Consider the following 25,378-nt stretch of genomic DNA (forward strand, 5'->3'; position numbering starts at 1 on the left):
TCACAAGGCGGCTTTGTCCGGCTCCTGCAGCACGTCCAGCATCGCCTGCATCGCCCGCGTCACATGCCGCTCCCTGTGATGCAGCACGGAGAAGGCCCGCAGCGGCATCGGAAAATCGACCGCCCGCACCCGGCCGGAGGCGTGGTGCCAGTCGACCGCCCTGCTCGAGATGACCGTTGCGCTGAGCCCGGCCTCGACGGCGGCGATCACCGCTTCGTTGGAGGGTAGTTCCAGGACCACCGACAGACCCGCCGGATCGATGTCGAGCGCCTGCAGCTCGCGCTCGAAGGCAGAACGGGTGCCGGACCCCACCTCGCGCATGACCCAGGTGGTGTCGGTCAGGTCCGCGGCCTGGATGCGCCGCTGTTCCAGCCAGGGATGGCGAATGCCGACCACGAGGAGCAGGCGGTCGGCGGCGACCTGCGTCCGCACCAGGTCCGGAAATTCGACCTCGCCCTCGACCACGCTGAGCTCCGCCCGACCGGCGAGCACCGCCTCCGCTGCGCTTCGCGTGTTGCCGACGGTGAGCTGCAGGTCGACGCGCGGAAAGCGCTCATGATAGGCGACCAGCCGTGACGGCAGCCAGTAGCTGGCAACCGTCTGGCTGGCATGCACCCGCAGGGTGCCCGAAGCCGTTCCGCCGAGATCTGCCAGCATGTGCTCGGCCGACGCGACACGTTCCAGGAGCGCCCTCGCCTCCGGCAAAAACAGCCGCCCCGCCTCCGTCAGCTCGATCCGGCGGCCGATGCGGTCGAAGAGAACCACATCATGCCGACGCTCGAGCGCCGAGATGGCGGCACTGGCCGCCGACTGGGTCATGTTGAGCGCGGCGGCCGCTCGGGTCACATGCTGCCGCTCCGCCACTTCGATGAACACACGCAACTGATCAAGGGTCATGGCTATCGTTCGTATTTTTCGATCGGATCAAGCGATATTACGCGTTGGATTCGTGTTGGGAAGTGGCTGAGGATGGATTTGCGCATTGCAGATCAGAATTAGAACGATGACCCAATCCACATTGACTTCCGAGCAAATCCGCCCTGAACCCCGTTTCACGCCGCTGGCGACCGGGCTCCTCCTCACCGGTGGCATAGCAGTCACGGCGCTTGCCTTCCGGACGCTGACCGAGTGGTTGTGGCTGAGCCCGCTGATCCTCTCCATTGTCATCGGCATGGTGATCGGCAATGCAGTGAAGCTGCCGGCCGCCGCCGCGCCCGGGATAGCGTTTGCCATGCGGCGCCTGTTGCGCCTCGGCATCATCCTGCTCGGCCTGCAGGTGACGCTGGGCCAGATCCTCTCGCTCGGCTTCGGCGGCCTGGCGGCGGTGACGGCAACTCTCATTGCCACCTTCCTGGCGATCCGCTTCGTCGGCCGCGCCATCGGCGTCGATCCGGCGCTGACCGACCTCATCGCCGCCGGCACCTCCGTCTGCGGTGCCTCGGCGGTGATTGCGGCCAACACCGTCGCCGGCGGTCGCGACGAGCAGGTTGCCTACGCCGTTGCCTGCGTCACGATCTTTGGCTCGATGTCCATGCTGCTGTTTCCGCTGCTCGCCGGCCCGCTCTCGCTCGACCCGCAGGCCTATGGCGTCTGGACCGGCTCGACCATCCATGAGGTGGCGCAGGTGGTAGCTGCCGCCTTCCAGGGCGGTGACGTGGCAGGCCAGTCTGGCACGATCGCCAAGCTGGCGCGGGTCATGCTGCTGGCTCCCCTCGTCATGGCCATGGCGTATGCCGCCCGCCGCAGCCAGGGCGGCGGTTCGTCGGCGTCGAGCCCCATGCCCTGGTTCGTGCTTGGCTTCCTCGCCATGGTGCTGATAAACAGCAGCATCGACATCCCCGCCTTCGCCCATCAGGCGGGTGCCCTGCTGTCGAGCTTCCTGCTGTCCATGGGACTGGCCGCCATGGGACTGCACACCACGATCGGACGGCTGAAGGTGCAGGGCGCGCGGCCGCTGGCGCTGGGCGCCTTCGGCTGGCTGTTCATCTCCGTCTTCGGGCTGATGATGGTGAAGCTCACAGGCTTCTGAAAGCCGCTCAGGCGGCGTTGATCCCAAGCCCGCGCATGAACAGCTGCTCCAGGAAGCGCGCCGCATCCTCGAAGCGCCCCTCGCCGGCCCGGTTCTCGCCCAGCACGGCGCGCACCTGCACGTCGAAATCGGCATAATGCTGTGTGGTTGCCCAGATCGAGAAGATCAGGTGATAGGGATCGCATCGGGCAAGTTTGCCCGCCTTGATCCACGTGCGGATGACCTCCGCCTTCTCGTCGACGAGAGCCTTCAGCGGTCCGTTGATCTCGTCCTCGATATGCGGCGCGCCCTGCAGCACCTCGTTGGCAAAGAGCCGGCTCTCGCGCGGGAAATCCCGCGACATCTCCAGCTTTCGGCGGATATAGGAGCGGATCTCCGATTCCGGGTCGCCGTCCGCATCGAAGGCCTTCAGCGGCTCGAGCCAGGTGAACAGCATCCGCTCCAGGAGCAGCCGGTGAATCGCCTCCTTGGTACGGAAGTAGTAGAGCAGGTTTGGCTTCGACATGCCGGCCGCCTCGGCGATCTGGTCGATGGTCGAGCCGCGAAAACCGCTTGAGGAAAAAACGTCGAGGGCAGCATCCAGAATGCGCTCCTCCTTCTCCTCCTGGATCCGCGTTCGCCGCTGTGTCTTCGCCGCCCGTGGTTCTGTCATGCCCTCGCCTGCTCTTTCCGCCCCGGCACAACTTGGAACTCGCGAAAGCCCGTCGCAAATCTGCCGGTGACTTTCGTGATTTTCGTCTTGAGTGGCGGCGCGGAAATTGTAATGTTTTACCAACCGGTCAAATTATCAGCGACAAGTCCAACAAAGGCAATGCTGAGTTTCACTGCCGACCAACGGCAGGAACGGACCGACGGGAACAGCACGGCCGCGACAATGCGGTCACAGAACAGGTGAGGACTGAGCTCATGGTGGCAGCACCCGGAGAGAACCTGCGCATCAACGGCGACAGGCTGTGGGACATGCTGATGGAGATGGCAAAGATCGGCCCCGGTATCGCTGGCGGCAACAATCGCCAGACGCTCACGGATGCGGATGCGGAGGGCCGCGATCTCTTCAAGGCCTGGTGCGACGAGGCCGGCCTGACGATGGGCGTCGACAAGATGGGCACGATGTTTGCCACCCGCCCCGGCACCGATCCCGAGGCCCTGCCGGTCTTCATCGGCTCGCATCTCGACACCCAGCCGACCGGCGGCAAATACGACGGCGTTCTCGGCGTGCTTGCCGGCCTCGAGGTCGTGCGCACGATGAACGATCTCGGGATCGAGACGAAGCACCCGATTACCGTCGTCAACTGGACCAACGAGGAAGGCGCCCGCTTCGCGCCGGCCATGCTCGCCTCCGGCGTCTTCGCCGGCGTCCATGATCTCGACTATGCCTATGCCCGCAAGGACCCCGAGGGCAAGACCTTCGGCGACGAGCTTAAGCGCATCGGCTGGCTCGGCGAGGAAGAAGTCGGCGCTCGGCAGATGCACGCCTATTTCGAATACCACATCGAGCAGGGCCCGATCCTTGAGGCGGAAGAAAAGCAGATCGGCGTCGTCACCCACTGCCAGGGCCTCTGGTGGCTGGAATTCACACTGACAGGCAAGGAGGCCCATACCGGCTCCACGCCGATGACCCTGCGCGTCAACGCCGGCCTTGCCATGGGCCGCATCCTGGAGATGGTCCATGCGGTGGCGATGGCCGAACAGCCGGGCGCCGTCGGCGGCGTCGGCCAGGTGTTCTTCTCGCCCAATTCCCGCAACGTCCTGCCGGGCAAGGTGGTCTTCACCGTCGACATCCGCACGCCGAGCCAGGACAAGCTCGACCGCATGCGGGCGAGGATCGAAGCGCAGGCGGCGGAGATCTGCGCCGCGCTCGGCGTCGGCTGTTCCGTCGAGGCCGTCGGGCATTTCGACCCCGTGACCTTCGACCCGGTGCTCGTCGGTCGGGTGCGCGAGGCCGCCGAACGGCTGGGCTATAGCCACATGAACCTGATCTCCGGCGCCGGCCACGACGCCTGCTGGGCCGCCCGTGTGGCACCCTCCACCATGATCATGTGCCCCTGCGTCGACGGCCTGTCCCACAACGAGGCGGAGGAGATCTCCAGGGAATGGGCAGCGGCGGGCGCCGACGTGCTGTTCCACGCGGTGGTGGAGACGGCGGAGATTGTGGGGTGAGCGTGATCGCGTTATATTCGGCCCATAGCGCAGCCGCGGAGAGCGAGCCATGTCGCCATCCACAGAGAACCTTGTCCTTGAGATGCTGCGTGCAATCCGCGCGACTCAAGAAAAGCATTCGGACGACCTCCTGGAGATCAAGGAGCGGCTCGGCTTTCTTGAGCAGCAATACGCCAGCATCTCGACCAGGCTTGATCGATTGGACCTTCGCGTCCTGCGCATCGAAAAGCGCCTCGATCTCGTCGAAGTATAAGCCCTGCAGGGACGACGGGTTGTCCCCTGCGGTGGTGGAGACGGCGGAGATTGTCGAGTGAGGGCGCAACCGCTATATTCCGGCGTCGAGAGGATGTCGCGATGTCGGACAAGGTCACCAACGAGCTCATCTACGAAACACTCAAGCGCATGCAGGAAACGCTGTCCCTGCACACGCAGTACCACCTTGAGACCAAGGAACGGCTGGGACTGGTCGAATATCAGATCGGCGGCATCACAGCCCAGTACGCCAGCATTTCCAAACGCTTGGACCGTGTCGACGAGCGACTTACACGCATCGAAAAGCGCCTCGATCTCGTCGAAGTATAAGCCCTGCAGGGACGACCTGTTGTCCCCTGCGGTGGTGGAGACGGCGGAGATTGTGGGCAGGTGATGATGCAGGTGAAGCCCCCCTCATCCGGCCCTTCGGGCCACCTTCTCCCCGCTGGGGAGAAGAGGGAGCACTCATCACGCGCAGCAATTCAACTCTGCCGCATAGGGCAACGTTTCGGAAGTAGCGGAAACGGTGCTGCAAGCACCACCTTCTCCCCCACGGGGAGAAGGTGGCCCGAAGGGTCGGATGAGGGGGTGTACGCGATGCAACGTGACGACATCACCAAGCGACGACCGGGAAAGACACTGCAGGCCCGCAAGCTCCGCCGGGAAGAGACCGAGGAAGAGTATCGCTTGTGGAGTGACCTTCGCAGTCGCCGCCTGAACGGCTTCAAGTTCTCCCGGCAGATCCCGCTGGGACCGTATATCGTCGATTTTCTCTGCCGTGAAAACCGGCTTGTCGTTGAAGCTGACGGCTCCCAGCATTCCGAAAATCTCTATGACGAGGCCCGCACCCGCTGGCTGAACGCCAACCGCTACTCCCTTTTGCGCTTCTGGAACCATGAGATCACGCGCGAACGGCAGGCCGTGCTGGAGACCATCCTCGCCGCATTGCATGGCCAACTGACAGAGCGGTGCGACATCGCCCGCTTTTATCCCTCAGATCTTGCAGCACTCGAAACGACAGGGGAACGGGACCCATGACCACAGTCATCAAAAACGGCACCATCGTCACCGCCGACCTGACCTACAAGGCCGACGTCAAGGTCGACGGCGGCAGGATCGTCGAGATCGGGCCGGACCTCTCTGGCGACACCGTGCTGGATGCCTCCGGCTGCTACGTCATGCCGGGCGGCATCGATCCGCATGTGCATCTCGAAATGCCCTTCATGGGCACCTATTCCGCCGACGACTTCGAGAGCGGCACGCGTGCGGCGCTTGCCGGCGGCACCACCATGGTGGTGGACTTCTGCCTGCCCGATCCCGGCCAGTCGCTGCTCGACGCGCTGAAGCGCTGGGACAACAAGGCGACCCGCGCCAACTGCGACTATTCCTTCCACATGGCGGTGACCTGGTGGGGCGAGCAGGTTTTTGACGAGATGAAGACCGTCGTCCAGGAGAAGGGCATTAACACCTTCAAGCACTTCATGGCCTACAAGGGCGCGCTGATGGTCAACGACGACGAGATGTTCGCCTCGTTCTCGCGCTGTGCCGAACTCGGCGCGCTGCCGCTCGTCCATGCGGAAAACGGCGATGTCGTTGCCGCCATGCAGCAGAAGCTGATGGATGCCGGCAACGACGGTCCCGAGGCGCATGCCTATTCGAGGCCCGCCTCCGTCGAAGGCGAAGCCACCAACCGGGCGATCATCATCGCCGACATGGCCGGCGCGCCGCTCTATGTCGTCCACACCTCCTGCGAACAGGCCCATGAAGCCATCCGCCGCGCCCGGAGCAACGGCATGCGCGTGTATGGCGAGCCGCTGATCCAGCACCTGACGCTCGACGAGAGCGAGTATTTCGACAAGGACTGGGACCATTCCGCCCGCCGGGTGATGAGCCCGCCCTTCCGCAACAAGACCCACCAGGACTCGCTCTGGGCAGGCCTCGCGTCCGGCTCGCTGCAGGTGGTGGCGACCGACCACTGCGCCTTTACCACAGACCAGAAACGCACTGGCGTCGGCGATTTCCGCAAGATCCCGAACGGCACCGGCGGATTGGAAGACCGCATGCCGATGCTCTGGACCCATGGCGTCGCCACCGGTCGCATCACCATGAACGAATTCGTCGCGGTGACCTCCACCAATATCGCCAAGATCCTCAACGTCTACCCGAGGAAGGGCGCCATTCTCGTCGGCGCCGATGCCGATATCGTCGTCTGGGACCCGGCGAAGGAAAAGACCATCACGGCGGGCACCCAGCAATCGGCGATCGACTACAACGTCTTCGAGGGCAAGCAGGTGAAGGGCCTGCCGCGCTACACGCTGACCCGCGGCAAGGTGGCCATCGAGGACGGCGCGGTGAAGACGGAAGAGGGCCACGGCCAGTTCGTCAGCCGCGAGCCTTTCCCGGCCGTCAACAAGGCGCTCTCTACCTGGAAGGAAGTGACGGCGCCGCGCAGGGTTGAGCGCTCAGGCATACCGGCGAGCGGGGTGTGAAATGGCTAAAGTCTCAACAGAATGGCAATCTTTTAGAACGTCTTTAGACGCTGCAGAGGGAAGAGAAGAATTCAACGAATGGCTGAGGGAACTGAAATATAGCCTCTCGGACAAGTCAGTTTACGTAATCCGTACCGTTCGCCCTTTCTCCATAGCGTACGACAAGAAATCCTCGCCTGTTCTTTATATTGGAGAAGGGAACGTAGGAAATAGACTACGGGATCACATGAAAAAATGGATAGCAGACCTAGGAAAATACATCCCGAATCTGAATATAGAAGTAAGGCATTGCAGACCATCAGCCAGGGGTGTGAGTAACGTGCACCGTGACGCTGAATCTGATCTGCTTTGGAAATTCTGGGAGATCTACGGCACTTCTCCTCTCTTTAATAGACAATACGAGTACCACACTCGCAGCCACGTTTACGATCCTATTTTTACAAAGTACTAACTCCAGGTAGCGGTAAAGGCTACCATTGGGCGCTGCGTCCGTTGGCTTCGAACTTTGGCTACCCCAGTTCACTCAAGGGCACCTTCTAGTGCTGGAGCGCACTAAACATGGGGGTGAAAATGGAGTCGCGACCATGCGTTCAAATCTCCACCAGTCCGTCCAGCTCCGGCAGCAGCACGACGCTCTCCTGCTCGTTGGGGTCCGTCCGCGCGATGATCGCCGTACACGGCGTGTTGGAGAGGTTGGCCGGCAGGTGCGGCACGCCGGGCGGAATGTAGAAGAGTTCGCCCGCATGCACGACGACATGGTGCTCCAGCCGGTCGCCGTACCAGGTGTGGGCCGAGCCCGACAGCATGTAGATCGCCGTCTCGTGGCTCTGGTGCAGATGCGCCTTGGCGCGGCCGCCGGGTGGAATAGTCAGGAGATGCATGCAGATGCCGGTCGAGCCGACCGTCTCCGCGGCAATCCCCTCGAAATAGCTCAGCCCCTGCTTGCCGTCATAGGTCGTGCCGGGTTTGACGATCCGGCAGGTGGGCTTCGATGATGCGTCCATGTCATCCGTCCTCCGTCCTGTGCCACAATGCGGCCCGGCCCGATCGGCCCCTGATGCCGCAAGTCCCGATCATAGCATGCTTGCCGGCCCCGGCATCCTTGGAACACAGCACTGGCAAATCCCTATGACAGCCTCCCCCTCGCCCGTCGTCTCCGCCCGCAAGCTCGGCCTCACCTTCCAGACCGGTGATGGGCCGGTGCATGCCCTCTCGGATGTCGACCTGGAGGTGGCCAAGGGCGATTTCGTCTCCTTCATCGGCCCTTCGGGCTGCGGCAAGACCACCTTCCTGCGCGTCGTCGCCTACCTGGAACAGAATACCTCCGGCGACATCACCGTCAACGGCATGACGCCGGAGGAGGCCCGCAAGGCGCGCGCCTACGGCTATGTCTTCCAGGCCCCGGCGCTCTACCCGTGGCGCACGATCGAGAAGAATATCGCCCTGCCGCTGGAGATCATGGGTCATTCGCCGGCCGAACGGGCAGAGCGCGTCGCGCGCACGCTCGATCTCGTCAACCTGTCCGGCTTCGGCAAGAAATACCCCTGGCAGCTTTCGGGCGGCATGCAGCAGCGCGCCTCGATCGCCCGGGCACTCGCCTTCGACGCCGACCTGCTGCTGATGGATGAGCCCTTCGGCGCGCTCGACGAGATCGTCCGCGACCATCTGAACGAACAGCTCCTGAAACTCTGGGCGGCGACCCAGAAGACCATCTGCTTCGTCACCCATTCGATCCCCGAGGCTGTCTACCTCTCGACGAAGATCGTGGTGATGAGCCCGCGCCCGGGCCGGGTGACCGACGTGATCGAGAACACGCTTCCCCGGGAGCGCCCGCTCGACATCCGCGAGACGCCGGAATTCCTGGAGATCGCCCATCGGGTGCGCGAGGGCTTGAGGGCGGGGCATAGCTATGAGGAATAGTGTGTTTGAAAAGACCCCTCCCCAACCCCTCCCCACAAGGGGGAGGGGCTTAATCCGCAGCCCCGTTGCGACAGACAGTGCAGCTATCAGATGCTGCACGCTCCTTAACTTGCAGAACACGCTCGTTAATTTGGAGAAGGCGATGGTACGGCAGGTTAAGCCCCTCCCCCTTGTGGGGAGGGGTTGGGGAGGGGTCTTCTCTATCGACGGAGGAATTGGCATGCCGCATTCCAACATCGATCCCAAGACGAGAACCCGGGCGAAAACCCTCCGCCGCGAACTCACCAAGGCGGAGACTGCCATGTGGAGCATGCTACGCGATCTGCGTCCCTATGGCGCCCGGTTTCGACGGGAGACGCCGATCGGCCCCTACATCGCCGACTTCGCCTGGCTGTCGGCCCGCATCGTGGTCGAGGTTGACGGGGACACGCATGAAACGGACCAGGGGCGCCGGCACGACAGACGGCGGGACGCTTTCCTGACTGCCCAGGGTTTCACCGTCCTCCGCTTTGAAAACGAACAGGTGCTCAGCGGCCCGGACTTCGTCTTCGTGACGATCCAGACCCATGCCGCCCCCTTCCTGACGGGAGTTCCGGCATGACCACCGAGCCCCTCAGGACCCGCGCCATCCCCGTCCTAACCGTCGTCGCGCTCATCATCACCGTCTGGTATCTCGCCGCCGTCGTGATGAACGCCCCCTTCCAGCGCGATCTCGATCGCCGCGCCGATGTCACCTCGACCACCATGGAGTTCATCGGCAAGACGCTGGCGCAGCCCAAGCCCATCGTGCCGGCGCCGCATCAGGTGGTGGTGAACGTCTTCGAGAACACCTTTTTGCGCAAGGTGACGAGCAACCGCAGCCTCGTCTACCATTCCTGGGTGACGCTCTCCTCGACCCTTGCCGGCTTCGGCATGGGCACCTTGCTCGGCATCCTGATCGCCGTCGGAATCGTCCATGTGAAGGCGCTCGACCGAAGCCTGATGCCCTGGATCATCGCCTCGCAGACGGTGCCGATCCTGGCGATCGCGCCGATGGTGGTGGTGGTGCTCTCGGCGATCAACGTTTCAGGGCTCATCCCCAAGGCGCTGATCTCCACCTACCTCTCCTTCTTCCCCGTCGCCGTCGGCATGGTGAAGGGCCTGCGCTCGCCCGACCTCATCCATCTCGACCTGATGCGCACCTATAGCGCCAGCCCCTGGCAGACCTTCTGGAAGCTCAGGATGCCGGCCGCCATGCCCTTCCTCTTTACCTCCATGAAGGTTGCGGTCGCGGCAAGTCTCGTCGGCGCCATCGTCGCGGAACTGCCGACCGGCGCGGTCGCCGGCATCGGCTCCAAGCTCCTGGCCGGCTCCTACTACAGCCAGACGATCGACATGTGGGCGGCGCTGATCGCCGGTTCCGTGCTCGCCGCCCTGCTGGTGACGATCGTAGGCATCGGGTCGCGCCTGGTCGACCGGAGAATGGGAGTAAAGTCCGCATGAGCCTCCTCCTGCGCTCCTGGCAGGGTGCCGTCGCCCTCCTCCTCTGTCTTCTCGCTCTGACCCAGCTGCCGCTGCTCGGGGCCGAGGCACCGCTCCCCGTCGGGTCAGGCGCCACGACCGTCGTTCTGCTGCTCATCGCCGGCGGCGCTCTCGCCTCTTTCCTGCGGATGCCACTGGCGGCAATGGCCGCGGTCCTCTTCGTGGCTGCGCATGGCGCGGCCTGGCTGCTGATCGGCGGCATCGACGGCAACGAGGGCCATGCGAGCCGGGCCTTCTTCCTGCTCGTCGCCGCGGGCTGGCTGCTCGGCTGGCGCTGCATCACCGTGCTGGCGGAGATCGAGCCGAACGGCCGGGCGGCCGAGACCTTTCTGCGCCTGCTCATCCCGGCGATCTTCGGCGCCTGGATCCTGATCCTCTGGGAAACGGTCACGCGCGGCGCCGGCGTCCCCTTCATCCTGCTGCCGCCGCCTTCGGCGATCGGGGAGAGGATCGTCAATTCGCTTCCGATCCTCGCCGCCGACGTGCGCCAGACGATCTTCAAGGCAGTGCTCTTCGGCTATGTCGTCGGCTGCGCCGCAGGTTTCGTGATGGCAATCCTCGCAGACCGGATCGCCTTCCTGCGGCGCGGCGTGCTGCCGATCGCCAACCTGATGTCCGCCCTGCCGATCATCGGCGTGGCACCGATCATGGTCATGTGGTTCGGCTTCGACTGGCAGTCGAAAGCCGCCGTCGTCATCGTCATGACCTTCTTCCCGATGCTGGTGAACACCATCGCGGGCTTGAGCGCCGCCGGCGCCATGGAGCGCGACCTGATGCGCTCCTATGCATCGGATTACTGGCAGACGCTGGTCAAGCTGCGCCTGCCCGCCGCCATGCCCTTCGTCTTCAATGCGCTGAAGATCAACTCGACGCTCGCCCTGATCGGCGCCATCGTCGCCGAGTTCTTCGGCACGCCGATCGTCGGCATGGGCTTTCGCATCTCCACCGAGATCGGCCGCATGAATGTCGACATGGTCTGGGCGGAGATCGCAGTTGCGGCGGTCATCGGATCGGTCTTTTATGGCGTCCTGGCGCTCGCAGAGCGGGCCACGACGTTCTGGCATCCGTCTAACCGTGGTGGCTAGGCGTGTTCCGCCGCCTGCAACGACGGGCGGCGGCAAAACCTCAGAGGGAAAGGATAACAAGATGAGAAATATCTTCATGGCAATGATGGCGGGCGCGATATCGCTCGCCACCCTGCAGACGGCCGCGGCAGACGAGATCGTCCTCCAGCTGAAATGGGTCGCCCAGTCCCAGTTCGCCGGCTACTATGTTGCCAAGGACAAGGGCTTCTACGAAGAGGAAGGCCTTGAGGTCGAGATCAAGGCCGGCGGCCCCGACATCGCGCCCGAACAGGTGATCGCCGGCGGCGGTGCCGACGTCATCGTCGCCTGGATGGGCGGCGCGCTGGTCGCCCGCGAAAAGGGTGTGCCGCTCGTCAACATCGCCCAGCCGTTCCAGAAGTCCGGCCTGCAGCTGATCTGCCCGAAAGACGGACCGATCAAGACAGAGGCGGATTTTAAGGGGCACACGCTCGGCGTCTGGTTCTTCGGCAACGAGTACCCCTTCTTCGCCTGGATGAACAAGCTCGGCCTCTCCACCGAAGGCGGCGCCGATGGCGTCACCGTCCTGAAGCAGAGTTTTGACGTGCAGCCACTCGTCCAGAAGCAGGCCGACTGCATTTCGGTGATGACCTACAACGAATACTGGCAGGCGATCGATGCCGGCTTCAAGCCGGAAGACCTGACTGTCTTCAACTACTCGGAGATGGGCAACGACCTGCTCGAGGACGGCCTCTACGTCATGGAGGACAAACTCGCTGACCCGGCTTTCAAGGAAAACATGGTGAAATTCGTCCGCGCGTCGATGAAGGGCTGGGAATACGCCATCGCCAACCCGGAAGAAGCGGCCGAGATCGTCATGGACAACGGCGGCCAGGATGAGAACCACCAGGTGCGGATGATGGGCGAAGTCGCCAAGCTGATTGGCGATGCAACGGGCAAGCTCGACACGACAGTCTACGAGCGTACCACCAATGCGCTTCTCGACCAGAAAATCATCTCCACTGAGCCGACAGGCGCCTATACGGCCGAGATCACAGATGCGGCGGCGCAGTGATACACTGTATACTTGAAACACCCACGAAACGCGCGGCTTCGGCTGCGCGTTTTACGTAAGTCATCAGCAGAACGAATGCGTCGCGCTCCCACGCAGGATTGATTTGTCCGCCTCGCACACGTACAAAAGCGGTGACCGTTGAAACTTCGGCAGCCGTCTTGCAACGGCATGGCCCGGTTCCCAACTGTGCATTGATACAAGCTTCGAGAGGCACAATCAGCCGCTCGTCGCAAGGCGCAGACCTCATAAACCCATAGTTCATTTGGATTAGTCGCATGCTTCGCAAGTCTTCTCTTCTTGCCGCCGTCATATCGGCTGCCATGCTGACGGCAGCTCCCGTATCGGCGCAGGACGAAACCGAAGTGCGTGAGCCGACACTGCCAGCCATCGTGGTCTCGGAGGCCGTGCAAAAGTCGTTGGTGGATCGTGTCAACGCGACCGGAACAATCCAGCCGGTGCAGGAGGTCTACGTCCAGCCGCTGGTCGACGGCCTCTCCGTTCGGGCTCTAAATGTAGAGGCTGGCGATACCGTGGCCGCCGATGAGGTACTTGCGACCCTTAACGACGACACGCTGGTTCTGCAGAAGAGTCAGCTGCAGGCAAACAGGGCGAAAGCCGAGGCAGGATTGGCGCAGTACCGGGCGCAGGTGATCGAGGCTGAGGCCAATCGCGACGACACCATCCGCCAGCGTGACCGCCTCGTCCGCCTTCAACAGTCCGGAACCAGCACGGCATCCCAGGTCGAACAGGCGACCTCCGCCGCCGAGGTTGCGGAAGCGCGGCTTCAGGCAGCGCAACAGGCAGTCGCCGTCGGCGAGGCTGACATCGAAGTGGTGGACAGCCAGATTGCCGACATCGACCTGAGGCTCGCGCGCACCAGCGTCAAGACACCGGTTGCCGGGGTCGTTTCAGCCAGGAACGCCAAAGTCGGCGCGATTGCAAGCGGCGCCGGAGAGCCCCTGTTCACGGTGATCCGCGACGGCGCGCTGGAACTGGTTGCCGATCTTTCGGAGACCAACATCCAGAAGGTCGAGCCTGGCCAGAAGGCGCTCGTGACGATCGCCGGCGGCACCACGACGATCGAGGGTGTGGTCCGTCTCGTGTCGCCGACCGTAGATGCAGTCAGCCGCCTCGGCTACGTGCGCATCGATATCGACGAGAGAAATGGTGTCCGCGCCGGCATGTATGGCAGCGCGCAGATCATCATTGACGAGAAGATGGCCCTCGCCTTGCCATTGTCTGCCGTTACCACGGGACGCGACGGCTCCTTCGCCCGCAAGGTGGAAGATGGGGTCGTGAAGCAGGTGGACATCCAGATCGGCATCCAGGACGGCGGGTTCGTGGAGGTCGTCAGCGGTCTTGAGGCCGGCGACGTGGTAGTCGAGAAGGCAGGCGCCTTCGTGCGTGATGGGGACCGGATCGCACCGGTCTTCAAAGAAGCCGCCGAATCGAATTGATCGAGGACGTAAGATGAACTTCTCAGCCTGGTCGATCCGCAACCCGATTGCGCCCCTGCTCGGTTTCGCATTGCTGCTCTTCATGGGCATACAGTCCTTCTATTCGCTGCCGATCACCCGTTTCCCGAACATCGATGTGCCGGTGGTGTCGATCACGGTGGTGCAAAGCGGCGCTTCGCCGGCCGAACTGGAAATGCAGATCACCCGAGAGGTCGAGGACGCTGTCGCCTCGATCAGCGGCGTCGACGAGATCTCCTCGACGGTGGTCGATGGCCAGTCCCAGACGGTCGTCATGTTCCGCATCGAGAAGCCGACCGACGAGGCGGTCCAGGACACCAAGGACGCCATCGACCGCATCCGCAGCGACCTGCCGGCCAGCGCCGAGGAGCCGGTCGTCTCCAAGATCGACGTCGAGGGCCAGGCGATCCAGACCTTTGCCGTCTCCTCGCCCAACATGACGCTGGAGGAACTGTCCTGGTTCGTCGACGACACCATCAAGCGCGAACTGCAGGGCCAGCCCGGCATTGGCCGGATCGACCGCTACGGCGGTGCCGACCGTGAAATCCGCATCGCCCTCAACCCGGACAAGCTCGACGCCTACGGCATCACTGCCGTCGACGTGAACAACCAGCTGCGCGGCACCAACGTCGACCTCGGCTCCGGCCGCGGTCAGGTGGCCGGCAACGAGCAGACGATCCGCACGCTGGGCGACGCCCGCACGGTGGAGCAACTGGCCGACACGACGATCGCGCTTTCTGGCGGACGCTTCGTCAGGCTGGCCGAAATCGGCACCATCGACGACACCTACGAAGAGCAGAAGTCCTTCTCGCGCTTCAACGGCGTCCCGTCCGTCACCTTCGCCGTCTTCCGCGCCAAGGGCGCCAGCGAAGTCTCGGTGGCAGAGACCGTCGAGGAAAGCCTCTCGACCGTTCGGACCGCCTATCCGGACGTCAACATCGAGATGGTCGATGATTCCGTCTACTTCACCTACGGCAACTACGAGGCGGCGCTGCACACGCTGATCGAAGGTGCGGTGCTGGCCATCATCGTGGTCATGCTGTTCCTGAAGAACTGGCGCGCGACCGTCATTGCCGCCGTCGCTCTGCCGCTTTCGGCAATTCCGACCTTCTGGGTCATGGACCTGCTCGGGTTCTCGCTGAACCTCGTCAGCTTCCTGGCGCTCACGCTCGCCACCGGCATTCTCGTCGACGACGCGATCGTCGAGGTCGAGAACATCGCGCGGCACATCAAGATGGGCAAGACGCCCTATCGCGCCGCCCTGGAAGCCGCCGACGAGATCGGGCTGGCGGTCATCGCGACGAGCTTCACGATCATCGCCGTCTTCGTTCCCGTGTCCTTCATGCCCGGCATCCCCGGCCAGTACTTCATCCAGTTCGGCCTGACCGTCGCCTTCTCGGTGGTCTTCTCGCTGCTGGTGGCGCGCCTCATCACGCCGCTGATGGCGGCCTACTGGATGCGCGCCGAAGACGCCATGGACGACCACCAGGACAACGATGGCCGGCTGATGCGGGCCTATACCTGGATGGTCACCGGCACCACCAGGAAGTGGTACATGCGCTATGCGACGCTGCTCGGCGCAATCGCATTCCTCGTGGGATCGCTTGCGCTTCTGGCTCAGGTCCCCGGCAGCTTCCTTCCGCCGGAGGACTCCTCGCGTATCGTACTGTCGGTCGAACTGCCGCCGAACGCGACGCTGGACGAGACGGCCGAGACGACCGATCGCATCTACGAGGCAACGCGGGACCTCGAAGGCGTCCAGGGGGTCTTCATCCTGGGCGGCGCCTCGCCGAAGGGCGATCTCGAGTTTCGCCGCGCCACCGTGCGCGTCATCCTCGGCAACATCGATCACTCGCTGTTCAAGACGCTCGTCAACAAGGGGCTTGGCTCGATTCCGCTGCTCGGCGACATGATCCCGAAGGTTCCAGATCACGGACGCACGCGCCCGCAGTGGGAAATCGAGCGGGAACTGCTGGCCAAGCTGCAGTCCATCCCGGACGTGCGCATCTCCAAGCTCAACGACCGCGCCGAGCGCGAACTCAGCTTCAACTTCCTGTCCTCCAACGAGGAAGACCTGAACGAAGCCGTCAGCACGCTGGAATCGAAGCTTCGCGCTTCGCCGATCCTTGCCAACGTCAGCTCGGAAGGCGCCCTGCCCCGTCCGGAGCTGCAGATCCGGCCGCGCACGGATGAGGCTGCCCGCCTCGGGATCACCCCTCAGCAGATCTCCGAAACGATTCGCGTCGCCACCATCGGCGATGTCGATTCGCAGCTGCCGAAGATGTCGATCGACGACCGGCAGATCCCGATCCGCGTCCAGGCCTCGCTCGACTTCCGGCGCGACCTCTCGGCGATCCGGGCCCTGCAGATCAAGACCGCGACCGGGGAGACCGTGCCGCTCTATAGCGTTGCCGACGTCGACTATGCGGAAGGTCCGAGCTCGATCAAGCGCAACGACCGCAGCCGCGTCGTCTCGATCGGCTCCGACGTGCCCTTTGGCACCGCTCTCGACACCTCCACCGAGGAGTTCAAGCGCATCGTCAGCGAGACGGAGCTTCCCCCTTCGGTGCGGCTGGCCGAGAGTGGCGACGCCAAGGTTCAGGCGGAGATGACGGCGGGCTTTGCAAACGCCATGCTGCTCGGCCTCCTGCTGGTGCTGGTCGTGCTGATCCTGCTCTTCAAGGACGTGATCCAGCCGTTCACCATCCTGCTCTCGCTGCCGCTGGCTATCGGCGGCGTCGCGATCGCGCTGATCATCACGCAGAATTCGCTCTCCATGCCGGTGCTGATCGGCATCCTGATGCTGATGGGTATCGTCACCAAGAACGCCATCCTGCTGGTGGACTTCGCCATCGAAATGCGCCGCCACGGCATGGAACGCGTGCACGCGATGGTGGAAGCCGGCCGCAAGCGCGCCCGTCCGATCATCATGACCTCGATTGCCATGTCCGCGGGCATGCTGCCCTCGGCGCTCGGCGTCGGCGAAGGCGGCTCATTCCGCGCACCCATGGCGATTGCGGTGATCGGCGGCATCATCGTCTCGACCGTGCTCTCGCTGGTCGTCGTTCCGGCCTTCTTCCTGATCATGGACGATCTCTCCCGCCTGCTCGCACGTATCTTCGGCGGCATGTTCGGCAAGAAGGAAGAGGAAGATGCGGCATTCTCCTCCGAGGTGCTGAGCCGTCACGCGCAGGAAGCGTCGCAGTCGATCGCAACGCTTGAGGAGCGCGTGGCCTCCATCGAGAAGCAGAACGGCGCCAACGACGATCGCAACAAGACCGAGCCTGGCTCCAACGTCCTCAGGCTGACGCCCTGGGCTGCGGAATAGGCACCACGCCACCGTCACCACAGCATCTAAGGCCGGGCACGTCCCGGCCTTTTTCATGCGCGTCTTCCTGGCGCCACAGTTGATCGAAGTCAAAAGGCTCCGCCGCTGCTGCTGTTAGATTTCGTTCTTCACCGGTCTCTCCAGCAACCGGATGTGACGATGGAAGATCCGACGGTGCAGATGAACAAGAGCCTCAAAGTGAACAGCCGCGACAAGGCGCTCCTGGTGCGCACGCCGTTCATGTCTGCGTTGAGCAACGAAGCACTCCTCAAAATGCTGAATGCCGCCACGATCAGCAGCCTGCCAGCGCGCCATGTGGTCTTCCGGGAGGGAATGCCTGCCGATCACTTCTACTGCGTGCTCGGCGGCTACGTGCGCCTCTACCGCCTGAACCGGGATGGACGCGAGGCCGATATCCGCGTCTGCGGCCCCGGCGACACCTTCGCCGAATGCCAGATCTTCGGCGACGACACCTATCGCTTCAACGCCCAGACAGCCGAGAATACGACATTCGCCCGCTTCGACATCCGCACGGTGCGGACACTTGCCGAGCAGGAGCCGACATCGCCAAGGCGATCATGGCCTGCCTCTCGCAGCATCTGCTGACGACCATGGACTGCGTCGCCAACGACCGGCTGCACACGGCGCAGCAGCGGGTCGCGGAATACCTGCTGAAGAATTGCCCCGTCGGCGGCGGTCCCGCGTCGCTCCGCCTGCCCTACCAGAAAAACCTGCTCGCCGGCATGCTGGGTCTGGCGCCGGAGGCCCTGTCGCGGGCCTTCTCGTCGCTGCGCCGCATCGGCGTCACCGTCCGCGGCCGTGTCGTGCAGATCGGCGACGTCAAGGCGCTGCGGGACATCTAGGGAGCGGCCTCAGAGGCCGCCGTTCTCCTTCAGGAAACGGACGACATGGTCGACGCCCTCGCCGCGCTTCAAATCGGTGAAGAGATGCGGCTTGGCCTCGCGCATCCGGTGCGCGTCGCGGTCCATGACGTCGAGATCGACATCGACGTAAGGAGCCAGATCCTTCTTGTTGATCACCAGCAGATCCGAACGGGTAATGCCTGGACCGCCCTTCCTCGGGATCTCCTCGCCCTGGCAGGTGGAAATCACATAGATGGTGATGTCGGCGAGATCCGGAGAAAAGGTGGCCGCCAGATTGTCGCCGCCCGATTCGATGAAGACAATGTCGAGATCCGGGAAGCGTTCGTTGAGACCCGCGATCGCCTGCAGGTTGATCGTTGCATCCTCGCGGATGGCAGTGTGCGGGCAGCCGCCGGTCTCCACGCCGACGATGCGGTCCGACGACAGCGCCTGCATCCGCACCAGCGCCTCGGCGTCCTCGCGGGTGTAGATGTCGTTGGTCACGACAGCGATCGAATACGCGTCGCGCATCGCCTTGCAGAGCTTTTCCGTAAGCGCCGTCTTGCCGGAGCCGACCGGACCGCCGATGCCGACGCGCAAGGGACCGTTCTGGGATTTCATGGTGTTTCCTTTCATCTGCGAAGGCTCGTCGCTCAGGAGCGGAAGAGCCTGCAATGCTGTGTCTCGTGGCGAAGTGCCGCGATCTCCGCCTGGATGCAGGAGCTGCCGAGGTCGTCGAGCGTGGTGGAGGCAGCATGCGACGCCACCGCGACGATCTCAGGCTCCAGGGCCGCCAGGGCCGCCACGCCGTCCGTTTGACCGCAGATGCCGAGCCGGATGGCGGCCGAGATCATCTGGGATGTGGCCGCATGCAGATAGGCCGCCAGCGCATCCTCTGCCGGCACCGCGTGGGCCCCGGCAACGCTGCCGACCGCCACCGGAAACGGCAGGTCGTCCGGCAGCCGCTCAAAGACGGCATCGGGCCAGGCGCGCGCGGCGGTGACGAAGGCCCGCCCCAGCGACAGCGTCTCCAGATGCCGCTCTGCGGAGCCCGCCAGCGCCAGCCCGAGGTCCGCGGCCTCGCTGAGGTCCGCCTCGCTCTCACGGCTGCGCCAGGCATGGGAGAACAGCACCGCGTCGTTCCAGAGCGCCCCGTGGTGCAGGAGCGTGGCGATCCAGCCCTGCAGCCCGGCAGCATCCGTCACCAGCCGGTCATGCACCGCCCGCTCCAGCCCGCCGGAATAGGCAAAGCCGCCGATCGGAAAGGCTGGCGACATCCAGGCCATCAGCCGGAGCAGTGCCTGGGTGCGAAGCCCCTCACCCATTTCCGTCAGCCATGCGCATGATGATCATGGCCGCCGTGGGCGTGATAGGCGCCGCGCGCCGGCTGGAAGGGCTCCTCGACATCGGCGACCGTGGCGCCCAGGCCCTCCAGCATCTGCCGGATCACATGGTCGCGCAGGATCAGGATGCGTCCCTCCTCGATCTGCGCCGAGAGATGCCGGTTGCCGAGATGCCAGGCGAGTTCGATCAGGTGCAGCGGATCACGTGGCTTGATCTCGAAGAGCTTCTCGGGAGCGGCAGCGATGGCGACATTGCTGCCGTCCTCGAGGATCAGCCGGTCGCCGTCGGCAAACAGCACCGCCTCCTTCAGGTCGAGCATCACCATCTCGCCGTTCGACAGATGCAGCACCTTCCGGCGCAGATGGCGCAGGTCGTGCGGCAGCGAGATCGTGTCGACCGGCGGATCGGTGATGACGCCGGCCTTGTGGTGGGTGTGAATGTACTGCATCCGAAACTCCGGTCCGTTGAAAAGCTTGAGCGACAAGGTAAGCGTCTGCGGCAAGGGGTTCCAGAGGCCGGTGCGCACGCCCGCCGCCCTCAGCGCCTGCGCCGTCCACGTGTTGCAGCCGATCAGCGCATTGAAGGAACCCTTGGCCTCGAAGAAGCGGTCGTATGGTCCATATCCCGCGTCCGGTATCGCCGCAACGGCATCCGGCGGCTGCGCAAAGCTTTGGCGAATGAACACCTGCAACTGTTCGAACTCCGCCGCTCCAACTTCGAGCGCGGTTACGGCAGGATGCCCTTCATCCAGCTCCCCCGTGACGTCCACGTGGAGAACGGAACTATCGACAGTCAGCGCGCGAAACACCGGCATGGGCTTCAGGTCGGCCCAGGTCGGCGTCTCCAGATAAAAGGCGCGTCCACCCCAGCCGATGATCATCCATTTGGCGCCCGGTTCCGCGACAGGGACGCCGGATCGCTCGAGAAAGGCAAAACCCGCCCGCGTCTCGGCGTCGAGCGGAATGGCGATGTCCGTATGGATCGGATTGGACAGGACGAGGATCCGCCGCGTCTCACCACCGTTGTGTTCGGTCTCCTGCGACCACAGCGGCAACGGAATAAGGGCGCCGGCCGCGACTGCGCCGACGATGACCAGCATCACCGCCAGCAGCCGGCGCAGCACCCTCGTCATGCGATTGCCTCGGTTGGCCGGCGCCACCTCAGAACAGGAAATAGCGCTGCGCCATCGGCAGCACGGTCGCCGGCTCGCAGGTCAGAAGCTCGCCGTCGGCGCGCACCTCGTAGGTTTCCGGATCGACCTCGATATGCGGCGTCAGCGAATTGTGGATCATCGATGCCTTGGAGATGTTTCGCGTGTTCTTCACCGCCATCAGTTTCTTGGCGACCCCAAGACGCCTGGCTAGACCGGCATCGAGCGAGGCCTGGCTGACGAAGGTGACCGAGGAAGTGGTCCTGAGCTTGCCGTAGGCGGCAAACATGGGCCGATAGTGCATCGGCTGCGGCGTCGGGATCGAGGCGTTCGGATCGCCCATGGGTGCCGCCGCAATCGAGCCGCCCATCAGGATCATCTCCGGCTTGACGCCGAAGAAGGCCGGGTTCCAGAGCACCAGATCGGCGCGCTTGCCGACCTCCACCGAGCCGATCTCGTGGGACAGCCCGTGGGCGATGGCCGGATTGATCGTGTATTTGGCAATGTAGCGGCGGACGCGGAAGTTGTCGTTCTCGCCCTTTTCCTCGGCCAGCCGGCCGCGCTGCCGCTTCATCTTGTCGGCGGTCTGCCAGGTGCGGATCGCGACTTCCCCGACGCGGCCCATGGCCTGACTGTCCGACGAGATGATCGAGAAGGCACCGAGGTCGTGCAGGATGTCTTCGGCCGCAATCGTTTCCTTGCGGATGCGGCTTTCGGCGAATGCGATGTCTTCCGGGATAGACGGCGACAGGTGATGGCAGACCATCAGCATGTCAAGATGTTCGGCCAACGTGTTGATCGTATAGGGCCGCGTCGGATTGGTGGACGACGGGATGACGTTGGGCAGGCCGCAGACCTTGATGATGTCGGGCGCATGACCGCCACCCGCCCCTTCCGTGTGGAAGGCATGGATGGTGCGGCCCTTGATGGCGGCCACCGTGTTTTCCACGAAGCCGGACTCGTTCAGCGTGTCCGTGTGGATCATCACCTGGACGTCGTATTCGTCGGCGACGGTGAGGCAGTTGTCGATGGCGGCGGGCGTCGTGCCCCAGTCCTCGTGCAGCTTCAGCGACGAGGCGCCCGCGAGGATCATCTCCTCCAGCGGTGCCGGCAGCGAGGCATTGCCCTTGCCGGCAAGCGCCAGGTTCATCGGGAAGCCGTCGAAGCTCTCGATCATCCGCTCGATGTGCCAGGCGCCGGTGCAGGTGGTGGCAAGCGTGCCGTGTGCCGGGCCGGAACCGCCGCCCAGCATGCAGGTGATCCCGCTCATCAGCGCTTCCTCGATCTGCTGCGGGCAGATGTAGTGTATATGCGCGTCCATGCCGCCGGCCGTTAGGATCTTGCCCTCGCCAGCAATTGCCTCCGTCGAGGGGCCGACGATGATCGTCACGCCCGGCTGCGTGTCCGGATTGCCCGCCTTGCCGATCGCATGGATGCGGCCGTCCTTGAGGCCGACGTCGGCCTTGTAGATGCCGGTGTGGTCGACGATGAGCGCATTGGTGATGACGGTGTCCACGGCGCCCTCGGCGCGGGTCGCCTGGCTCTGTCCCATGCCGTCACGAATGACCTTGCCGCCGCCGAACTTCACCTCTTCGCCATAGGTGGTGAAATCCTTCTCCACCTCGATGAAGAGCTCCGTATCGGCAAGCCTGACCTTGTCGCCGACGGTCGGGCCGAACATCGAGGCATAGCTGGCGCGGGACATCTTGTGGGGCATGGGATGATACCTTCTGAAATCACTTGGTCGAGGCAGGCCAGGCGAAGGTCTAGTTGACCATTGAATCCGCCAACTGCTTCAGCTCGTCGGTTCGTGCGCGCGTCAGCTCCGCTTGGCAGCCGTAGATGAGCATCGGCTCCATCGTTCCACCATGCGCCTGATAACCGACCGATGCGCAATGAGCATCGCGGAAGGTGACCCACGCGCGTTGTGCCGTTAGGAGCGCGTCTTCCGCGCCGTTCAGCTCATCAATGGAATCCGCGTCCCATTTTCTCATGACGTCTCGGGTTGATTTGTACTGCGCATTGAGAAGCTCGTCGGCATCCCCGAATTCCAGCTGGGCGCAATACGTCATCTCCATCTGAGTAATGGCAGTGTTGCAGTCGACATCGGGCTGGTCTTGAGCATGGGCGGCGAAAGAAAAAAGAGAAACACTCGCAACGATCATCAACGATCTCATAGCGCACCCATGATCTTCTGCTGGAAGCCGTAGACCCGGCGGTCGCCGCCATACGGGATCAGCGTCACCTGCCGTGTCTGCCCCGGCTCGAAGCGGACAGCGGTGCCCGCCGGAATGTCGAGGCGCATGCCGCGCGCCATGTCCCGCTCAAAGGCCAGTCCCTCGTTGGTCTCGAAGAAATGGTAGTGGCTGCCGACCTGGATCGGCCGGTCGCCGGTGTTGGCGACCTCGATCAGAACCGTCGGCCGACCGACATTCAGTTCAATTTCGCCTGCTGCGGCAATCACTTCGCCCGGAATCATGAATCGATCTCCCAGTCTCTTAACGTATCGGTTCATGGACGGTGACGAGCTTCGTCCCGTCCGGGAACGTAGCTTCCACCTGCACGTCGTGGATCATCTCGGCGATGCCCTCCATCACCTGGTCGCGGGTGATCACATGGGCGCCAGCCTCCATCAGGTCGGCGACCGAGCGGCCGTCGCGCGCACCTTCCACCACGTAGTCGGTGATCAGCGCGATCGCCTCCGGATGATTGAGCTTGACGCCCCGCTCCAGCCTGCGCCGCGCAACCACGGCAGCCATGGAGATCAGCAGCTTGTCTTTTTCTCTCGGCGTGAGGTTCATGTTCGTCCCATAAAATCAGATGTGCCAGACCTTCGGCACCGCAGCACCATTACGCAATACGGCAATTGCCGGTACCAGCAGTTTTCTGAGCTCGTAGCCGCTGGAGGCCACGAGCCGCACCACGAGCTTCCCCTGCCAATGGCTGGCCCCGCCGACTGCACTGCCGAGGCTCTCGCGTACCCTCGGCAGCAGGACCTCGGCCATGGGTCCGATGTAGAGAAGCGTCGCGAACGCGGACTGGCCGCAGAGCGTCGCCGGCAACGCCGACAGACGGTCGATCTCGCCACCAAGTCGCATGTCCTCGGCGTGGATCAGGTCTCCGCCGCGCCGGACCCGCCAGCGGTCGCGGAAGAGGCCGCGGTTGAGCGTCTCGCCCATGGCCTGGCGGCCCATCAGCACGGCCTCGACCGCCAGGAATTCGGAGGTCTCCTGGAGATCCACGTCGAGGCGGCGGCTGAGCGCCGACTGGTCGAAGAGGATGGTTTCCTGCGGCATCCAGTGCACGGCAGCCTGAGGGCCGACGGTGATCCGGGTGCTCAGAGAGGCTGTATCGGCGGAAGCCTTGTAGACCTTCTCGTTCGCCTGGGTGGTCACCGTCAGCCGGGTGGAATCGGAGGCGGCAACGGACCATTCGATCACGTCGCCGCCAGTCAGTCCCCCTGACGTATTGATGAGGATCGCCTCCATCGCGGGCGAAAAGGTCTCGGGCAAGCGGATCTTGGCGCAACCCTCCTGATAGAACTCGGAGAGTCGCGTGCGCCCGTTGAAGAGCTTCGTTACAAGGCGCCCTTTGCCCCTTGCCCGCTGCGGCGCGCCTGGATTGACTGCTCTTTGCTGCTGCACGTCGTCCCCTGTGGATCGGCGCCGCCCAGCGCGCCCGTTGCGGCGGCCGTGCAGGGCGCGTTGACCTTGGCTGCGGCGGGCGCAACCGTGGCGACCATGTCCGACCTGTCGGCCTTCTGGAAGAAGTCCCACATCCGGGAGGCAGGATCAACACTTGGATTGAACGAAGGCTTCTTGGCGGCAGCAACCTTGACGATACCGGCCTGCGCATCGGCATTGGCTGCCATCGCGGCATCCGTAGCGCTGGGCTTCGGCCAGTCGTGTGTGCCGTTCGCAAACACGTAGGACGCGATGCGCGCGCCGTTCTTGCAGGTGTCGTAGATGCCGTAGCTGACGCCGTCGGCGCTCTCGACCTTGGCGCCGCCGTTACAACCTGCAAGTTCGCTCCAGCGCTGCACGGCCGTCTTGAAACCATACTGCCAATAGGCCTTACCGCCGCCTGCATAGGGGTTGGAGGTATCCTTCTCGCCGGCGAACGCCATGATCGAGATCGGACGGGCCGGCGAACAGCTGCCAGGACCCCATTTGCCGTCAACCTCGACAGGCGCGCCGGCCCGCAGAGAATGCACGAAACCGGCGGCGGCAAAATCACCGTGACCGCTGCAGATGTAATGGGAAAGCATGCGCCCGCCACCGGAATAGCCGGAAGCATAGATGCGGTCAGCATCTATGCAAAACTCCTGCTTCACCTTCGTAAGCGCGGAGGTGATGAAACCAACCTCGTCGAGGCCGCCTTCGACCTGCGTGACAAGCGGGACGTTCCAGGCATGGGTGCCTTCGAATTTGCCGCGCAGGCTGCCCTGCAACGCCACGACCACGAAGCCGTTCTTTTCAGCCACCTTGTCCCAGGAGCTCCGGTTCAGCTGCCCGTTCGGATTGCTGTCGCTGCCGTGGAAATCGAAGACCACTGGCAGCTTCTTCGTACCGGTGTAGGACGATGGCACGAAGTAGACGCCCGACCGCATTTCATCCGTGGATTGGACGCTGAACTCGTGACGCCCGGGCTCCAGCGGCTGGCCGCAGCCTGCAGCCAGTGCCGCCCCGGAAGCGCCCAAGAAAAAGGCCCCTACTCCGATCATTCGAGT

At 63.8% G+C, this 25,378-nt stretch carries 25 protein-coding genes and 2 pseudogenes; 14 read left to right on the top strand and 13 right to left on the bottom strand.

Annotation, left to right across the window (positions count from 1 at the left end; genetic code table 11):
• Entirely contained in the window at positions 1–897 is an 897-nt protein-coding gene (locus M1E10_RS20550) for a LysR family transcriptional regulator (RefSeq protein ID WP_499174648.1), read from the bottom strand.
• A gap of 106 nt (positions 898–1,003) precedes the next feature.
• Here M1E10_RS20550 and M1E10_RS20555 point away from each other — a divergent pair, with 106 nt between their 5' ends.
• Positions 1,004–2,029 carry a YeiH family protein gene (locus M1E10_RS20555; RefSeq protein WP_499174649.1) on the top strand — a complete coding sequence of 342 codons (1,026 nt, stop codon included), beginning with the start codon at positions 1,004–1,006 and terminating at the stop codon, positions 2,027–2,029.
• 7 nt (positions 2,030–2,036) lie between these two features.
• Here M1E10_RS20555 and M1E10_RS20560 read toward each other — a convergent pair whose 3' ends face one another.
• Entirely contained in the window at positions 2,037–2,681 is a 645-nt protein-coding gene (locus tag M1E10_RS20560) for a TetR family transcriptional regulator C-terminal domain-containing protein (protein WP_499174650.1), read from the bottom strand.
• Positions 2,682–2,935: 254 nt separating this feature from the next.
• Here M1E10_RS20560 and M1E10_RS20565 point away from each other — a divergent pair, with 254 nt between their 5' ends.
• The 5 genes from M1E10_RS20565 to hydA all read left to right on the top strand — a co-directional run bounded on the left by M1E10_RS20565 (position 2,936) and on the right by hydA (position 6,930).
• Positions 2,936–4,189, top strand: coding sequence for a Zn-dependent hydrolase (locus M1E10_RS20565; protein ID WP_499174651.1), 1,254 nt, complete (start codon positions 2,936–2,938; stop codon positions 4,187–4,189).
• Positions 4,190–4,238: 49 nt separating this feature from the next.
• Positions 4,239–4,442, top strand: a complete 204-nt coding sequence (locus M1E10_RS20570; protein ID WP_499174652.1) for a hypothetical protein — start codon at positions 4,239–4,241, stop codon at positions 4,440–4,442.
• A gap of 101 nt (positions 4,443–4,543) precedes the next feature.
• Entirely contained in the window at positions 4,544–4,771 is a 228-nt protein-coding gene (locus M1E10_RS20575; RefSeq protein WP_499174653.1) for a hypothetical protein, read from the top strand.
• A 63-nt stretch (positions 4,772–4,834) separates the two neighbouring features.
• On the top strand, positions 4,835–5,479 hold the full coding sequence (locus tag M1E10_RS20580) for an endonuclease domain-containing protein (RefSeq protein WP_499174654.1): 645 nt from the start codon (positions 4,835–4,837) through the stop codon (positions 5,477–5,479).
• Positions 5,476–6,930 carry a dihydropyrimidinase gene (gene hydA / locus M1E10_RS20585; protein ID WP_499174655.1) on the top strand — a complete coding sequence of 485 codons (1,455 nt, stop codon included), beginning with the start codon at positions 5,476–5,478 and terminating at the stop codon, positions 6,928–6,930. Before M1E10_RS20580 ends, hydA begins: the two co-directional genes overlap by 4 nt.
• Before the next feature lie 590 nt (positions 6,931–7,520).
• Here the strand turns inward: hydA and M1E10_RS20590 are convergent.
• Complete coding sequence (locus tag M1E10_RS20590) at positions 7,521–7,934, bottom strand: cupin domain-containing protein (protein ID WP_499174656.1); 414 nt, start codon at positions 7,932–7,934, stop codon at positions 7,521–7,523.
• Positions 7,935–8,058: 124 nt separating this feature from the next.
• Here M1E10_RS20590 and M1E10_RS20595 point away from each other — a divergent pair, with 124 nt between their 5' ends.
• The 8 genes and pseudogenes from M1E10_RS20595 (at position 8,059) to M1E10_RS20630 (ending at position 18,155) form a co-directional block, all read left to right on the top strand.
• Positions 8,059–8,850, top strand: coding sequence for an ABC transporter ATP-binding protein (locus tag M1E10_RS20595; RefSeq protein WP_499174657.1), 792 nt, complete (start codon positions 8,059–8,061; stop codon positions 8,848–8,850).
• 220 nt (positions 8,851–9,070) lie between these two features.
• The gene (locus M1E10_RS20600; RefSeq protein ID WP_499174658.1) at positions 9,071–9,451 is read left to right on the top strand and encodes an endonuclease domain-containing protein; all 381 of its coding nucleotides are present in this window, start codon (positions 9,071–9,073) and stop codon (positions 9,449–9,451) included.
• Complete coding sequence (locus M1E10_RS20605) at positions 9,448–10,332, top strand: ABC transporter permease (RefSeq protein WP_499174659.1); 885 nt, start codon at positions 9,448–9,450, stop codon at positions 10,330–10,332. The genes M1E10_RS20600 and M1E10_RS20605 overlap by 4 nt, the downstream gene beginning before the upstream one ends.
• Entirely contained in the window at positions 10,329–11,456 is a 1,128-nt protein-coding gene (locus tag M1E10_RS20610) for an ABC transporter permease (RefSeq protein WP_499174660.1), read from the top strand. The genes M1E10_RS20605 and M1E10_RS20610 overlap by 4 nt, the downstream gene beginning before the upstream one ends.
• Positions 11,457–11,517: 61 nt before the next feature.
• The gene (locus M1E10_RS20615; protein ID WP_499174661.1) at positions 11,518–12,489 is read left to right on the top strand and encodes an ABC transporter substrate-binding protein; all 972 of its coding nucleotides are present in this window, start codon (positions 11,518–11,520) and stop codon (positions 12,487–12,489) included.
• A 275-nt stretch (positions 12,490–12,764) separates the two neighbouring features.
• Positions 12,765–13,946 carry an efflux RND transporter periplasmic adaptor subunit gene (locus M1E10_RS20620; RefSeq protein WP_499174662.1) on the top strand — a complete coding sequence of 394 codons (1,182 nt, stop codon included), beginning with the start codon at positions 12,765–12,767 and terminating at the stop codon, positions 13,944–13,946.
• Between the two features lie 13 nt (positions 13,947–13,959).
• Positions 13,960–17,292: an efflux RND transporter permease subunit gene (locus M1E10_RS20625; protein ID WP_499174663.1), complete on the top strand. Its 3,333-nt coding sequence runs from the start codon at positions 13,960–13,962 to the stop codon at positions 17,290–17,292.
• Positions 17,293–17,472: 180 nt separating this feature from the next.
• Positions 17,473–18,155, top strand: a pseudogene (locus M1E10_RS20630) (Crp/Fnr family transcriptional regulator).
• Between the two features lie 9 nt (positions 18,156–18,164).
• Here the strand turns inward: M1E10_RS20630 and ureG are convergent.
• The 10 genes and pseudogenes from ureG to M1E10_RS20680 all read right to left on the bottom strand — a co-directional run bounded on the left by ureG (position 18,165) and on the right by M1E10_RS20680 (position 25,348).
• A complete protein-coding gene (gene ureG / locus M1E10_RS20635) occupies positions 18,165–18,776 on the bottom strand; it encodes an urease accessory protein UreG (RefSeq protein WP_499174664.1) in 612 nt (203 codons plus the stop codon).
• A 32-nt stretch (positions 18,777–18,808) separates the two neighbouring features.
• Positions 18,809–19,480, bottom strand: coding sequence for an urease accessory protein UreF (locus tag M1E10_RS20640; protein ID WP_499174665.1), 672 nt, complete (start codon positions 19,478–19,480; stop codon positions 18,809–18,811).
• Between the two features lie 5 nt (positions 19,481–19,485).
• A complete protein-coding gene (gene ureE / locus M1E10_RS20645) occupies positions 19,486–19,947 on the bottom strand; it encodes an urease accessory protein UreE (RefSeq protein WP_499177245.1) in 462 nt (153 codons plus the stop codon).
• A 15-nt stretch (positions 19,948–19,962) separates the two neighbouring features.
• Positions 19,963–20,631: pseudogene (locus tag M1E10_RS20650) on the bottom strand (TIGR02117 family protein); the annotation flags it as partial.
• Positions 20,632–20,659: 28 nt separating this feature from the next.
• A complete protein-coding gene (gene ureC, locus M1E10_RS20655; protein WP_499174666.1) occupies positions 20,660–22,366 on the bottom strand; it encodes an urease subunit alpha in 1,707 nt (568 codons plus the stop codon).
• A gap of 49 nt (positions 22,367–22,415) precedes the next feature.
• Entirely contained in the window at positions 22,416–22,814 is a 399-nt protein-coding gene (locus M1E10_RS20660) for a lysozyme inhibitor LprI family protein (protein ID WP_499174667.1), read from the bottom strand.
• An 8-nt stretch (positions 22,815–22,822) separates the two neighbouring features.
• On the bottom strand, positions 22,823–23,128 hold the full coding sequence (locus M1E10_RS20665; RefSeq protein WP_499174668.1) for an urease subunit beta: 306 nt from the start codon (positions 23,126–23,128) through the stop codon (positions 22,823–22,825).
• A 19-nt stretch (positions 23,129–23,147) separates the two neighbouring features.
• Complete coding sequence (locus M1E10_RS20670) at positions 23,148–23,450, bottom strand: urease subunit gamma (protein WP_499174669.1); 303 nt, start codon at positions 23,448–23,450, stop codon at positions 23,148–23,150.
• Positions 23,451–23,465: 15 nt separating this feature from the next.
• Positions 23,466–24,293, bottom strand: coding sequence for an urease accessory protein UreD (locus M1E10_RS20675; protein ID WP_499174670.1), 828 nt, complete (start codon positions 24,291–24,293; stop codon positions 23,466–23,468).
• Positions 24,227–25,348, bottom strand: coding sequence for a CE1 family esterase (locus M1E10_RS20680; protein WP_499174671.1), 1,122 nt, complete (start codon positions 25,346–25,348; stop codon positions 24,227–24,229). The genes M1E10_RS20675 and M1E10_RS20680 overlap by 67 nt, the downstream gene beginning before the upstream one ends.
• Positions 25,349–25,378: the final 30 nt, after the last annotated feature.

This window comes from Rhizobium sp. PK7-22 (assembly GCF_056530405.1).